General features: G+C 34.8%; 14 protein-coding genes. 3 read left to right on the top strand and 11 right to left on the bottom strand.

The window, feature by feature from the left end:
• Positions 1-16 precede the first annotated feature (16 nt).
• The 5 genes from AAGD84_RS07225 to AAGD84_RS07205 are packed head-to-tail and all read right to left on the bottom strand — an operon-like array spanning position 17 to position 5,562.
• Positions 17-1,381 carry an NADH-quinone oxidoreductase subunit N gene (locus AAGD84_RS07225; RefSeq protein WP_174515683.1) on the bottom strand — a complete coding sequence of 455 codons (1,365 nt, stop codon included), beginning with the start codon at positions 1,379-1,381 and terminating at the stop codon, positions 17-19.
• Complete coding sequence (locus AAGD84_RS07220; protein WP_341818004.1) at positions 1,378-2,820, bottom strand: NADH-quinone oxidoreductase subunit M; 1,443 nt, start codon at positions 2,818-2,820, stop codon at positions 1,378-1,380. The genes AAGD84_RS07225 and AAGD84_RS07220 overlap by 4 nt, the downstream gene beginning before the upstream one ends.
• Positions 2,821-2,823: 3 nt before the next feature.
• Positions 2,824-4,671, bottom strand: coding sequence for an NADH-quinone oxidoreductase subunit L (nuoL, locus tag AAGD84_RS07215; RefSeq protein ID WP_341818003.1), 1,848 nt, complete (start codon positions 4,669-4,671; stop codon positions 2,824-2,826).
• 4 nt (positions 4,672-4,675) lie between these two features.
• Positions 4,676-4,984 carry an NADH-quinone oxidoreductase subunit NuoK gene (gene nuoK / locus AAGD84_RS07210; protein ID WP_010962953.1) on the bottom strand — a complete coding sequence of 103 codons (309 nt, stop codon included), beginning with the start codon at positions 4,982-4,984 and terminating at the stop codon, positions 4,676-4,678.
• Complete coding sequence (locus tag AAGD84_RS07205; RefSeq protein WP_341818002.1) at positions 4,975-5,562, bottom strand: NADH-quinone oxidoreductase subunit J; 588 nt, start codon at positions 5,560-5,562, stop codon at positions 4,975-4,977. Before AAGD84_RS07205 ends, nuoK begins: the two co-directional genes overlap by 10 nt.
• Positions 5,563-5,774: 212 nt before the next feature.
• Between AAGD84_RS07205 and AAGD84_RS07200 the strand changes: the two genes are divergently transcribed.
• Both AAGD84_RS07200 and AAGD84_RS07195 read left to right on the top strand, forming a co-directional pair.
• Positions 5,775-6,194 carry a hypothetical protein gene (locus AAGD84_RS07200; protein WP_319803688.1) on the top strand — a complete coding sequence of 140 codons (420 nt, stop codon included), beginning with the start codon at positions 5,775-5,777 and terminating at the stop codon, positions 6,192-6,194.
• Positions 6,195-6,321: 127 nt separating this feature from the next.
• On the top strand, positions 6,322-8,238 hold the full coding sequence (locus tag AAGD84_RS07195) for an ATP-dependent helicase (protein ID WP_341818001.1): 1,917 nt from the start codon (positions 6,322-6,324) through the stop codon (positions 8,236-8,238).
• Between the two features lie 154 nt (positions 8,239-8,392).
• Here the strand turns inward: AAGD84_RS07195 and AAGD84_RS07190 are convergent, their stop codons facing one another.
• The 6 genes from AAGD84_RS07190 to AAGD84_RS07165 form a co-directional block, all read right to left on the bottom strand.
• Complete coding sequence (locus tag AAGD84_RS07190; protein ID WP_065094389.1) at positions 8,393-8,605, bottom strand: hypothetical protein; 213 nt, start codon at positions 8,603-8,605, stop codon at positions 8,393-8,395.
• Between the two features lie 162 nt (positions 8,606-8,767).
• Positions 8,768-8,989 carry a hypothetical protein gene (locus tag AAGD84_RS07185; RefSeq protein ID WP_341818000.1) on the bottom strand — a complete coding sequence of 74 codons (222 nt, stop codon included), beginning with the start codon at positions 8,987-8,989 and terminating at the stop codon, positions 8,768-8,770.
• Between the two features lie 25 nt (positions 8,990-9,014).
• Positions 9,015-9,167 carry a hypothetical protein gene (locus tag AAGD84_RS07180; RefSeq protein ID WP_167482793.1) on the bottom strand — a complete coding sequence of 51 codons (153 nt, stop codon included), beginning with the start codon at positions 9,165-9,167 and terminating at the stop codon, positions 9,015-9,017.
• 15 nt (positions 9,168-9,182) lie between these two features.
• Complete coding sequence (locus AAGD84_RS07175) at positions 9,183-9,386, bottom strand: IS5 family transposase (RefSeq protein ID WP_007549940.1); 204 nt, start codon at positions 9,384-9,386, stop codon at positions 9,183-9,185.
• Positions 9,387-9,477: 91 nt separating this feature from the next.
• Entirely contained in the window at positions 9,478-10,644 is a 1,167-nt protein-coding gene (locus AAGD84_RS07170; RefSeq protein ID WP_341817999.1) for an aspartate kinase, read from the bottom strand.
• A gap of 404 nt (positions 10,645-11,048) precedes the next feature.
• On the bottom strand, positions 11,049-12,494 hold the full coding sequence (locus tag AAGD84_RS07165; RefSeq protein ID WP_155969030.1) for a hypothetical protein: 1,446 nt from the start codon (positions 12,492-12,494) through the stop codon (positions 11,049-11,051).
• A 135-nt stretch (positions 12,495-12,629) separates the two neighbouring features.
• Between AAGD84_RS07165 and AAGD84_RS07160 the strand changes: the two genes are divergently transcribed.
• On the top strand, positions 12,630-13,904 hold the full coding sequence (locus AAGD84_RS07160) for an APC family permease (protein ID WP_341817998.1): 1,275 nt from the start codon (positions 12,630-12,632) through the stop codon (positions 13,902-13,904).
• Positions 13,905-14,014: the final 110 nt, after the last annotated feature.

Below are 14,014 nucleotides of genomic sequence, written 5' to 3'. Positions count from 1 at the left end.
TTGTCAGCCCTTTAGTTCAATGAGTGAGTAAAACGTACAAGAAAAGAACGAGGTTGATCAGCGAAGCCACCGAAGTGATAATGAATAGGCCCTTAGAATAAGCAACCTTATTACCACTAGCTTTATCGAAATACATAGCTTTTATAATATTTAGATAATAGTAACACGATACAACACTCGCCACCACAAGGGTCAAAGACAGGCTGATAAAGCCAGAATTTATTAAACTTTTGAATATAAAAAATTTAGCGATAAAACCTGCAAGTGGAGGTATTCCCGACATCGAGAGTAACAGTACAGAAAGATGAAATGCTACAATTGGGTGTTTCTTCCCTATACCAGACAAGTTTGCGATATTGCAATCATCATCGTTCATTTGTATGAAATATGAGAATAGTCCTATGCTTGTGATGATATATATCACCAAATACATTAAGGCACTATCTGTTCCTGCTTGTGTAAAAATAGAAAGTGAAGCAAATATAAAACCAATGTGACCAATTGAACTGTAAGCAAGCAGCCTTTTTAAGTTTTGCTGACGCAAGGCCCCAAAAGCTGAGATAAGCACAGACAATGCTGAAACGTATAAGAAAATAGGCTGAACATAACTTTTTACATTTACTAACTCTTCATTCATCAATCGAATTAAAAATGTTACAAGTGCAGCTTTTGGGGCCGTAGAAAAAAACGCAGTTACTATGGTAGGTGCACCTTGATAGACATCTGGAGCCCACATATGAAAAGGAGCAATAGCAAGCTTGAAACACAAACCAATTAGGATAAAGACTAATCCAAAAACTATTCCATAAGTTATCTGATGGCTTTGCAAGAATGAACCGAGCTCAGAGAAATTGACTTGTCCTGTATATCCATAAAGCAGCGACATTCCATATAGCATAATGCAGGAAGATAGTGCACTAAGTGTAAAATATTTCACTCCTGCTTCACATGAATAAGCTGAATCTTTATTAAAGCTCGCAAGAACATACAAAGATATACTCATCAACTCAAAAGCTAAATAAAAAGAAATCAGACTATTTGCTGAAACCAAAGTTATCATGCCAAATAGCGCAAAAAGAATCAGTATTGAAAATTCATATTTATAGTCATATTTTGATAAATTCAGCATCAAAAGTATTAAAATTCCTGTGCTGAGAATTAACCCTTGGGCTGACCTGATGTATAAATTGAGTTTTAACAACGAATTAAAGAGAAAAATTTCATTGTTTTCTGCCGAAATAATTAAAATAATCAAAGTTACCACTGTGCAGCCAAGTGCTAATAAGTTGATAGTTCGGCGGTTAAATATAATTCCAAGCAGTAGCAACACTAACGAGGAGATAATAGAGAACGTTTCCGGCAATATCTGTATATAATTCATAGCGCATTATATTTGACTAACAAATTTGCCATACATGGCTTCAAATAATTCAGTGCAAGGGTTGGGTAGAATCCAAGCAAAATAACAAACACTGCAAGCAGAATTAAGACAGAAAATTCTATGCTATCCAAGCGGTTATTTAATAATTTAGAATAGCTAACCCCCCATATTATTTGCTTACATAAATTCAGCATATAAACTGCGCTTAAAATAGTGCCAAGTGCGATAAATCCTGTAAAAAACCCTATGCTCTTAAACATTCCAACCATAGCCAAAAACTCACCTATGAATCCAGATGTTCCAGGTAGCCCTATTGAAGCCATTGAAAATAAAATGAACATAAAACCAAATTTTGGCATTGTGTTTACTATGCCAAAATATTTTGCAATCTCCAAAGTTCCAGTTCGAGTATATAGCATTCCAACACACAAAAATAAAGCAGCAGAAATAAGGCCATGACTAATCATTTGAAATATGCTACCCAGTACTCCTTCCTCACAAAATGAAAAGAGGCCAGCAGTAACGATCCCCATATGTGCTATTGAAGAATAAGCTATTAACTTCTTTATATCATCTTGAGCAAACGCAACTAGCGAAGCATATATCACCGCAATAATGCTCAGCACAACAACGAAATTTGAAAAATATAAACTTGCCTGAGGAAGCATTGGAATAGAAAACCTTAAAAATCCATATCCTCCCATTTTAATAAGCAAGCCAGCTAAAATCACAGATCCAGAAGTTGGTGATTGTACATGCGCATCAGGAAGCCAAGTGTGAAATGGAAACATCGGTACTTTTATTGCAAAAGAAATAAAAAATGCAATCCACAGCAATGACTGCACTTCAAGATCAAGGCTTGGCACTAATGTAGCTAATTTTTGTATATTAAACGTTCCAAAAATGTTATAGATGTAAACCAATCCAAGTAGAAATAATAATGAGCCAGTTAATGTATAAAGAAACAACTTAAACGTTGCATATACCCTGTGTTTTCCTCCCCAGATGCCAATAATAAAGAACATTGGTATTAAAACAGCTTCAAAAAACACATAAAAGGTTATAGCATTCAGTGAAACGAAAAAACCGACTACAAAACTCTCAAGCAGTAGAAACAATGCCATATAGGCTTTTAGGGTCGTATAACTCATTTTGCAGTTGTAGAGTATACAAATTACAAACAAGAAAGTTGTAAGCAGAAGGAAAAGCAACGATATACCATCTATCCCTATTCCAACATTTCTAATTGGGTAGCTGACAAACTGAAAGTCCGCATTGTTATAATCAAATTCTATACAAGCTACAATGCTAAGCAAAAATGGAAGTACAGCAAAAAATAGAGCAAGGAATCTTAAGTGTATAGATTGATGATTAATCCTGATTAAGGATAAAATCAACGCTCCTATCAGTGGAAGCAAGAATATACTAAGTAACAACACCTTCTATTTAATTCCAATAATATATAAAGCACCGATTATTAGAGTAACAAACATAATAAATGCATAATCAAATATATAACCAGTTTGTAACTTTATAGAACTTTTTGAACATTCATTAACCAACCTTACAACACCATTTGGTCCAAATGAATCAATAGCCTTAACATCAAACTTCCATAGAAGCCTAGATATAAACCTTATCGGTGCAATTATAACAAACTCATACACCTCATCAAAGTACCATTTATTCTGCAAAAACTTAAGTAAAAATTTACTCTTAATTTGCCTAATTACTTGATATTGGTAAATTAGGTACGCAAGTGCTATTCCACTTAGGCTTGCTAAGGTTGGCAGTAGTTTTATAAAGAAATTATGAACTCCATGCTCATCAATCATCACTAAACTTGATTTCCAAAACGCATTACTAGTTATGTTCAAAATATTTGCTCCCCATATTCCAGAAAATACTGATCCAAAAGCGAGTATCAGTAATGGTATAAGCATAATCTTTGGTGCCTCATGTATATTAATTTTACTTTGTTTTTGGCTGTGGAACACAAGAAGCAATAACCTCCAAGAGTAAAACGCTGTGAAGAATGCAACAACTAAGCTTATTACAAAAGCAAAGCTATCCGTGCTATAAGCATGTTCAATTATCAAATCCTTTGAATAAAAACCTGCAAATGGGAATATCCCAGAAAGCGCAAGAGATCCAATCCACATGAGAGCGTAAGTGCAAGGGATTTTCTTCCAGCAATTTCCCATTTTCTGAATGTTTTGCTCATGATGCATTGCATGAATCACATTGCCAGCACCAAGAAATAGTAGAGCTTTAAAAGAAGCGTGTGTCATTAAATGAAAAATAGCAACATTGTAAGCAGAAAGCCCACATGCCATGAACATATAACCAAGTTGACTGCAGGTTGAATAAGCAATTATTTTTTTTATATCATTCTGAGTAATCGCAACGGTGGCTGCAAAAAAAGCAGTGAGTGCTCCAACGATAACTATTAATTCTCGTGCCACATTTGATAACTCAAACAATGGAGAACACTTTGCTACTAAAAATATACCTGCTGTTACCATCGTTGCTGCGTGAATAAGTGCAGAAACAGGAGTTGGCCCTTCCATTGCATCTGGCAACCAAACATGTAAACCAAGCTGTGCAGATTTACCCATACAGCCAATAAAAAGTAATATGCATATTATATGAATTATTTTAAATTCACAGCAGCACACACGAATGTTTTGAGTGCCAAGAAAATCAGGTGTATCAAATATATATGCAAATTCTAGAGAATTAAATGTGTAATAAATAAGAAAAATTCCAATTAATAGTGCAAAGTCTCCTACCCTATTCACAACAAATGCTTTAATTGCTGCATTATTTGCAGAATATTTTTGGAACCAAAATCCTATGAGTAAATAAGAACATAGGCCAACCCCTTCCCAGCCAAAAAAAAGCTGCACGAAATTATCGCTTACAACCAGCACAATCATGCAAAACGTAAATAGCGATAGGTAAGAAAAAAACCTCGACTTCCCCTTATCATGCTCCATATAACCGATAGAGTAGAGATGTACTACCAGTGAAACGGTGGTAATAACAATAAGCATTAAGGATGAGAGAGCATCCACACTAATTGCCCAATTTACTTTTAAGATGCTCAATGAAAACAAAGGAAATAAACTCAAGTGATAATTTTCAGAGAAGGTGAGAAAAACATACCAAGATAAAACTGCAGATATTCCAATCCCTGCCGTTGTAACTAACTGACTTTTTCTAAAAAGTGCTGCAAATAGCGAACCAAAAAGTGGCAAAAATACTATTAATTTCAGTATATCCATCATACTTTCATTCTTTCATTAAATTTGCTTGTTCAACATCTATATTGCCACGGCTTCTATAATATACAACCAATATTGCAAGCCCAACTCCTGACTCTGCTGCCGCAACAGTCAACACAAACATCACAAAAATTTGCCCAACTATATCATTCATAAAGGCAGAAAAAGCAACTAGATTGATGTTAATCGCCAACAATAATATTTCTATTGATAACAATATATTGATTATGCTCTTACGGTTGATGAAAATACCGCACACCCCAACAGTGAACAAAATAGCAGCAACTATCAAAAAATGATTTAATCCTATTTCCATTCCACTCCTTTTCCAAATTTAGCCTTAACCAATTTTACAGATGAAGATTGCGTCAATTGCTTTAATACATTCTGTTTTTTAACTCCTTTTTTCTTGTCCTGCAAAGTAAGAGCAATTGCACCGACAATTGCAACAAGTAGCAAAATTCCAGAAAGATGAAAAGCGTACATGTAGTCAGTGTAGAGCAAATTACCGATAGCTTTCACGTTATTGGCATTATAGTTTATAACATTACTTATATTCAGCGTTGAGCTGCGGATTACAAAACTGATAATCAAAAAAAACACACCACACAATATAGCACCAAGAGTGAAATGCTTCGCAAAACCATGGCGCAATCTTATGTAGTCAATATCGAGCATCATAACTACAAAGAGGAACAACACTGCAACTGCACCGATGTATACTATCAGTACCATCATAGCGATGAATTCAGCTCCAAGGAGAATGAAAAGCACTGCAGAGTTAACGAAGGTGAAAATTAAAAATAATACTGCATGCACAGGATTTCTTACACTAATTACGCATACAGCAGATAAAATGCTAAGAATTGCAAAAAAATAAAAGAAAAAAGGCATTGATACTTTAACTGCAACAATAGTTACTAATTTAAAGTGACTATCGTTGTAAAGTCAATATTATATTAAACGTTTGAAAACATTGTACTACAAAGCTCCAGCTCCATTTTAAATTATTATACAGAGCGCTTTCTAAGTGCTTAATCAATACACTAAATCCTTAATTTATCAATATATAATATGTGTATGTTAGTAATTAATGGCGGCTCAAAATGTACAACATATTTGGTTATTTTAAAAGCAACAATAGTTCTAACGCACAAAGTAGCAGACTAGATGGAGAAAGTTATCAATACACCACAAGAGACTATATGACAATTTACTTTAATAACACACTAGCAAGTTTCAGTAGATCATTGAGAGAATTTAAAGAAAAAGCGTATGGATTTATGTATGATATCGGAACTTGGTTGAAAGAAACATATGAAAATCTCACTGAACGACCTGCAACGCATAATCGCTATACCCCAAAAGAAAAACCCCTTGTTGAAGTTGAAGAAATAGAAATGAAGGAACTAAACCGTACATATAAGCCATTCCAAACTCCACTTATCCACCCAACAACTGGTGCCAATACCTCAAATCAAGTTGTTGTTACTCGACATACACCTGAAACTACTAAAACAAAATAGATGTAAAACCTACGTTTAAATATATAGTACTTGAGTGAAGCATTCTTTAACTGTTCTATTCAATAAAACCTTTACAATATTTCAATCATAGGTTTAACTTTACGAAGTTATAATCTATAGGGCTACGATGAACTATTATCTCTCACTGCTAAATCCAGAACAACAATCAGCTGTAACTAACATAGATGGACCAGTTTTGATACTGGCAGGAGCCGGGACGGGAAAAACAAGAACGATTACTTCAAGAATAGCACACATAATTAGAAACGGTCACGCTTATTCTGATGAGATATTAGCAGTTACATTTACAAATAAAGCAGCAAATGAGATGGTATCAAGGGTACTTGAGCTAACGGGCACAAACATACCATGGCTTGGCACTTTCCATGCAATTGCAGCAAAAATCTTGCGCCTGCACGCAGAAATTGTGGGCTTAAACCCCAATTTTACAATCATTGGTGTGGATGACCAATTACAGGTAATAAAAAATATTATCAATGAAATAAATCCTGATTACCTATCAGAAAAATGTAAGACCATTATGAATATTATTCAGCAATGGAAAGAGAAGTGCTTATTGCCATCTGAAGTGGAAGATATTCAATCATTTAGGCCAGTATATGTAACTGCACTCAAAGTCTATCACCAGTATCAGGAAAGGTTGAAATTCCTTAATTCTGTCGATTTTGGTGACTTATTGCTATATAACATACAGCTCTTTAATCAAAAGACCGAAGTTCTGTCCTACTACCAAAACAAGTTTAAATATGTTATGGTAGATGAATATCAAGATACAAATGCGATACAATATCTTTGGCTAAAATACCTTGCAAAAGAGCACTCAAATATTTGCTGTGTAGGAGATGATGACCAGTCGATATATAGTTGGCGTGGTGCAGAAGTTGAAAATATTTTGAAGTTTTCTGATGATTTTAAAAATGCAAAAACCGTTAAACTAGAGTGTAACTACAGGTCAACATCCCACATACTTGCAACTGCGTCATATGTTATCAATCACAATAAGACTCGCTTAGAAAAAAAATTGTGGACAACAAACATTGAAGGGGAAAAGGTAAATCTAATAAAATTATGGGATGGGAAAGCTGAAGCAAGGTTCATAAGCGAACAGATATTAAAGCTCAATAAATACAGATTTAGTGACATTGCAGTGCTGGTAAGGGCCACTTTTCAAACTAGAGTTCTGGAAGAGTATTTTATAAAATATTCAATTCCCTACAAGATTATAAGTGGCGTAAAATTCTACGAACGTCAGGAAGTCAGGGATATAATTGCATATTTAAGACTTGTTACAAACAATAACGATGACTTAGCTTTCGAAAGGATAGTAAATCGGCCAAAAAGAAGCATAGGAGCTACAACTCTAAAGAAAATATACACGACTGCTCAGGATAACAAAATTTCTTTTTTTGAGGCAGCAAAAATATTAGTTAATAGTAATCAGGTAACCGAAAGAATTAAACTCTCACTCAACGATTTTTTAAATAAAATTAAAGCTTGGGAAGAAATAGTAAGCGTAAAACCACTGCATGAATTCGTTAAAATCGTAGCAAACCAATCAGGATATATTGAAATGCTTGAAAATGAGGAGGTAACAGGCTTAGCACGAATAGAAAATGTTAAAGAGCTCATCTCATCTTTAAAAAATTTCGATAATGCCACAACTTTCTTGGAGCATATAAGTCTGGTGATGGAAGTGGATAATATGAATAACGATGACACCGTATATGTTATGACTCTTCATGCAGCCAAAGGACTTGAATTCCCGTGCGTGTTTCTACCTGGTTGGGAAGAGGGATTATTTCCTCATCAAAGATCTTTTGATGACAAAAGTGGTAAAGCTTTAGAAGAAGAAAGGAGACTCGCATATGTTGGCATAACCAGAGCCAAAGAAAGGTTAATCATTTCATGTGCAGATAGGAGGGAAATTAACAACCAGTGGCAACCGATGCGCACTTCTCGGTTCATTAAAGAATTGCCAAGAGAAAATGTTGAGGTAATTAAAAGCAACATTGCCTACTGTTGAAGCTATAATTGCAGATAAACATATCTTACAAATCTGAATTACTTCAACTATATGTTTCTCCTGGCAAAAATTCTGTAACCGTTCACACTTAATTCTTCAATCTCATACCAATTTCTATTACATAACAAACAAATAGACAATAGAAGTGGGAAGGTTATACTAAGGCAGTATAATGATGGAGTTTTGGAATGGCATTGGTATCAGGTTGCAATTTTAGCTTACATTGTGCCAATCTTTCTTCGATTGCTGCTCGCATAAATTCTGCCTGTCTTTTAGTTCTGCAGTGCACTATCGCATCATCCACATATCTTTCAAATGGTACTGTTGGGTGATTTTGTTTCATCCATATATCAAATGCATGGTGCATAAATATGTTTGAAATGATTGGGCTTATTGAACCTCCTTGCGGAACTCCTTTTTTCCCTAACTACCTTACTGCCATCTGCTTGCTGAATAGGGAATTTCATCCACCTTTCAACATACAGTATGACCCATTTGCAGTCTGTGTGCTTCTTGATAGCCTGCAGTGCTAAATTGTGGTCCAGATTGTCGAAAAATCCTGTAACATCAACAGCTTTCTTGGTAATCGTATCCTGTCTCCAATAAACAGCGGTTTTGCTATGTATCCTTGACCAGCAAAAAACTTACGTAAAGTTGGAGCCTTGTATTTAGCTTGAGTGAAAAGATTTAGAGCACCATCACGATCTTGAACACTTGCACTATGAACATCAGCCGCAATAATTAAGCCCACTGTATCTACAACAATATGACGTTTTCTACCCTTTATTTTTTTTCAGCATCATATCCTCTGGATCCCCTTTTTGAGTGGTTTTTACTGATTGACTGTCAATTATTCCTACTGAAGGTGTTTCATTTTTACCAAACATTTTTCTTACCTCTTTTACTAGCATATTATGTATTTTTTCCAATTTGCCATTACTACGTCACCTGAGAAAATAGTCATACACCGTCTTCCATGGAGGAAAATCTTTCGGCAGCATTCTCCATTGACAACCACCTCTCATTATATACCTTATTGCATTAATAATTGTTCTGATATTGTGCTTTCTTGGCCTCCCTATCTTTCCTTGTGCAACATGTGGCTCCAAAATTTCCCATTCCTTATCACTTATATCACTTGGATACAATTTTCCCTCCTATTTTTTACTTACACTATCATATTTTTTTCCTCATTCCTTTTCAAGACATACTCTTAGACAACTGGACGTCAAGCCTATCCTAGTGCTGCATATCAAGCTCATACTCAGTATGTAAATCTTTGACTAAAGCTACAGCGCATTCTTTTTGAACAATTATACTGATTTTGATTTCAGATGTTGTGATAGCAAGTATTTCTATCTTTTTTTCGCTTAAAACCTTGAGTGTGCGGTGCATCACTTCAGTGTTAGACATAACACCAATACCAATTATTGAAATTTTAGCTACATTATCGTTTATAGCATAATTTTCATTCTTATTCAGTAACTTTTCCATTAAATCAATATCAAATTTGGAGATAACAAAACTTGACCCATGTATCATATCAATTTTAACGTTTGCTCCTGCTATATCTCTTAAAGTATGCAAGTTATTTGCAAGGTTAGTGAAAGTTACAAGAGCTTCATTAGTGCTATAAGTTATTCCAGTAATTAAGTATCTCTCTAGTACATCCCTTTTGTGTAGCACTGTGGTGCCTTCTACTTCCTTAAAAGTGGATAGCACTTGCACTTTAATGTTATGTTTCATTGCAAGTTGTACTGAACGATTATGCAGTATTTTAGCACCAGATGACGACATTTCCAACATTTCATCGTAAGAGATAAATTTGAGCTTGCGTGCCTTTGGAACAATTCTCGGGTCTGCTGTATATATTCCATCAATATCAGTAAAAATTTCGCAAATTCTAACACCAAAGGCTACCGCGAAGGCAACTGCTGATATATCAGAGCCTCCTCTTCCAAAAGTAGTGATTCTATCATCATTTATACCCTGAAAACCAGCAATGATCGCAGCAGTATAACCCTCAGCAAAAGATCTTTTCACACGGTCAATCTTTATTGTTTTTATTTTAGACTCAGAATAAAAATCATCAGTTACAATTGGTAACTGCCAGGCAAGCCACGATTTAGCATTAACTCCGATCGATTGGAGAGTGATAGCTAATAGACCGCAAGAGATTTGTTCTCCTGCTGAAAGCATAACGTCATACTCTGATAACTCTTGTCTGCAACTTAAATTTGAGATTTGCCTAGCCTGAAAAGCCATTTGGTCAGTAAATCCTGCAACAGCAGATACAACAACGATTACATTACAACCTTTCTCAATATCGTTTTTTATCAAATTTGCAACTCGGTTTAAATCAGTTAGCGAAGTCCCACCAAATTTTTTTATGATTATTTTGTCCATAGTTACAATATAACTCTCTTCTGAAGAAAAACATAGTTTTTGTAGAGATAGCAGCTTGCAAGCCATTCAGAAAAGGGAAGATAAAACTATAAAAAACCATAGGCGCCAGTTGGTTTTTAGCTAAAGTCAAGTGTCTGGAATTTTAGGCATAGAATCCCCCATATGAACAAGATTCAGAAAAAATGCAACGCACATTGGGCAGAGATTAAGTATGCGTGTGCACCCACATACACTGAAGAAGATACGCCACATTTTTAACTGAAATTTAAATGAAAAGTCTGCAGACGGAGACAAATTTTGAGCTCGAGAAACATCTCTAATTGTCATTATAATGAGGTTTCAAGTATGCGGAAGTAATTTTTTTAGCTAAAGTCAAAATTTTCTACCATGACATGAGCCCACCACTAAGCAGCAGGAGACCTTGCATGACCTCCAAAAAATGCTTTTACTCTTTCAAGATAAGTAGGTGGTTCTGCAGGGATTTCTATATTATACATTGAATAATACACTGCTTCCTTTATACTATCATCTGTAACTAATTCCCTTAATTTTTGCTTTATGGCACCTCTTTGAATACTTTTTCCATACTCTTCGTAAAATTTTATGTAAAGCTCTTTAAAGACAAATTCTCTTATTTCTATTATTGATTGGTTAATGTTGCTCTTCACCTCATCGCTTATATTATTTTTATCCGCATAATCTTCGGAGTAAAAATCTTCAAACTTGTCTACCAAAATTTTTAATTTTTTATAATTGCAATATTCTTTTAAAAATCTTTCAGTAAATTTAGGTGTTAATACGTTCACTGCTCCATTTATTTGAACCAAGAAATTATTTTTCGCTTCAAGACAACTAAGCGAATAAATAATACGATCGAACATTCCCAGAGTACATAAACCAAGTCCATCCTTTAAATTCATTAGTAATAGTGAATTCACATCTGATTTTTGATTCTTAGCAGCAGTTGAAACTAAGTTTGCAGCTTGTGTGAGAGTTAGTCCAGTTTTTGATTCTTGCCAAGCTGCTTCATTGGAACCATTAAAGTTAAGATAAAGTTTTAATTGCTCTTTTTGCTCAGTTGTAAGCTCATCTGAATTATTTATGTAGTCTTCAAACTCTTTATTGAGTACATTTGGTTGAGTTCCAAATTTCTGTTTTAGTTCTTCAGCGCAGTTTATGACACTTTCCTCAAAACTTCTAGTATGAACACTTTGACTACCAGTGCCCACATCACTTACATTAAACAAAAAGCTTAGCTGCTTTACATTCAAACCCAAAGGTGAAAAGAGTTTTACTGATGGATATTTTATTAACTCAAGAAGTGCTACTGGAATTAGCAGTGCATAATTTAACAATAATAAACCAAAATTAAATATAAGAAACCCACGTAGAGCTGATACCTTTGATGCAATATACAAAAATGGAAGCTGTAGGTAATATATCAAGTGTATACTGAAGAATAAGATTTTGTCCTTTAATTTTATTGTTGGATCTTTATAAACCTCAAACAACATGCTATTGCTATCAATATTGTTGTTTTTAAAGGAGGTATAGTTGTTTATGATCTTCTCTTGCAAGGGAAGAAGCATTTTATTCAGGCAAATAAACGCAGCAATAACAATAAAACCTGTAGCCAAAAATGCTAGTGCAGGGCTAGAAGTGCTTGTAGATAAATAGGCATAAAGACCATCAACAATTAAGTTTTTGTATAATCTTTCAAAGGGACGAACTAGAATCGGGTCAAGGATATAGTTAACAAGAAGATTTAAATAATACACGAGAAACAAAAGTGCAATCAAAAATGCAATAATACTACAAACAACCAAAAATGCTTTTAATCTCGGATTCATAACCCCCTCTTAATAATCTGTTAATATAATCTATTTTAGGAATAAATTGAAAAAAATGCAAGTTTTTATGTTAAAAGATCAATTGAAATTTCTGAGTTTAGGGTATATTGTTAATCTATTTAGATAAGAATTATTGTGTCAAATAAAATAGGTTTTTGGGCTATTTTTGCCTTAGTGATTAGCAGCCAAATTGGCTCTGGAATTTTTATGCTTCCAATTAGCCTTGCTCCATATGGCATGTATAGCCTTATAAGCTGGATAATATCAGGGCTTGGTGCTATATCTCTTGCTTTAGTTTTTGCCTCACTCTGCGCAAAATTTCCGGAAACGGGTGGCCCTCACGTCTATGTAAAGCATGCTTTTGGCCCTGCTGCAGCTTTTTTTGTTGGTTGGACGTATTGGGTGATCTCATGGGTTAGCACAACAGCCGTAATAGTTGTGGGTGTTGGTTATCTTACACCATTTTTCCATGAAGATATTCAAAACGTACATCTGTTTTTAGAGATGTTATTACTTACAATTATTACACTAATAAATTTTAGAGGAGTAGCTACTGCTGGACGTGTTGAGTTTTTATTGACGGTGATAAAAATTTCTGTATTGCTTGTAATACCTATAGCAGCATTGTTTTTTTTTGATAGAAATAACTTCATCATAAGTGAAGAAATATCAAATCTTACAACATCGCAGATTCTTGCCCGTTCTACACTTATTACTCTATGGGGTTTTATTGGAGTTGAATTGGCAACAGCACCTGCAGGGTCAGTTGATAATCCAGCTAGAACAATACCAAGAGCTGTGGTACTTGGAACAATCTCTGTTGCTGTTGTGTATTTTATCAACAATCTTGCAATTATGGGATTAATAAATGGCAATGATTTAGCAAGTTCAAGAGCACCATATGTTGACGCAATAAAAATTATGGCCTCTGGCAATTGGCACTTGATTATTTCTATAACTGCGTTCATTTTTTGTGTTGGTACTTTAAACGCTTGGGTACTAGCTAGTGGACAAGTGGCCCTTGGCCTTGCAAAAGATAAACTGATGCCACAGTTTTTTGCTCAAAGAAACAAGCACGGTTCTCCTTTCTGGGGCATAACAACTAGCTCAGTTGGAACTGCAACTTTACTAATCCTCACTTCAAGCAACAATTTTGCTAAGCAGATCACATCAATTATCGACTTTTCTGTAGTTTCATTTTTATTTGTTTACCTTGCATGCAGTCTTGCTTTTCTCAAAGTTATTGTGCAAGAAAAGAGTTGTTACAAATTTTTAATTGGCAGTATAGCAACAACCTTTTGCTGCTGGGTAATATTTGAAACTTCTGTGAATACCTTTCTGATCGCAAGCTTATTCACTGCAAGTGGCGTACCTCTTTATTTATTTTGGTATCGCAGAGTTTCTGTATAGCAAATGTTATGTATCTGTTCAGCAGAGTGGCAAAATAAGGTAGACGAGAAAAGACAACTATAGGAAGAAATGGGTGTCATGCCAGTGCGTGACACTGGCATCCAGTTCTT

The sequence above is a fragment of the Wolbachia endosymbiont (group A) of Andrena fulva genome (assembly GCF_964026815.1).
In the GTDB taxonomy this organism is placed as follows: domain Bacteria; phylum Pseudomonadota; class Alphaproteobacteria; order Rickettsiales; family Anaplasmataceae; genus Wolbachia; species Wolbachia pipientis.
This window is presented reverse-complemented; position numbering and strand designations above follow the sequence as displayed.

What these genes read in the sequence shown, in the direction of transcription:
- AAGD84_RS07200 (WP_319803688.1), top strand. Translation starts at nt 5,775, where the DNA reads ATGTACAACATATTTGGTTATTTTAAAAGCAACAATAGTTCTAACGCA.
- nuoK (WP_010962953.1), bottom strand. Translation starts at nt 4,984, where the DNA reads ATGGAAATAGGATTAAATCATTTTTTGATAGTTGCTGCTATTTTGTTC.
- AAGD84_RS07205 (WP_341818002.1), bottom strand. Translation starts at nt 5,562, where the DNA reads ATGCCTTTTTTCTTTTATTTTTTTGCAATTCTTAGCATTTTATCTGCT.
- AAGD84_RS07170 (WP_341817999.1), bottom strand. Translation starts at nt 10,644, where the DNA reads ATGGACAAAATAATCATAAAAAAATTTGGTGGGACTTCGCTAACTGAT.
- nuoL (WP_341818003.1), bottom strand. Translation starts at nt 4,671, where the DNA reads ATGATGGATATACTGAAATTAATAGTATTTTTGCCACTTTTTGGTTCG.
- AAGD84_RS07195 (WP_341818001.1), top strand. Translation starts at nt 6,322, where the DNA reads ATGAACTATTATCTCTCACTGCTAAATCCAGAACAACAATCAGCTGTA.
- AAGD84_RS07165 (WP_155969030.1), bottom strand. Translation starts at nt 12,494, where the DNA reads ATGAATCCGAGATTAAAAGCATTTTTGGTTGTTTGTAGTATTATTGCA.
- AAGD84_RS07190 (WP_065094389.1), bottom strand. Translation starts at nt 8,605, where the DNA reads ATGCACCATGCATTTGATATATGGATGAAACAAAATCACCCAACAGTA.
- AAGD84_RS07225 (WP_174515683.1), bottom strand. Translation starts at nt 1,381, where the DNA reads ATGAATTATATACAGATATTGCCGGAAACGTTCTCTATTATCTCCTCG.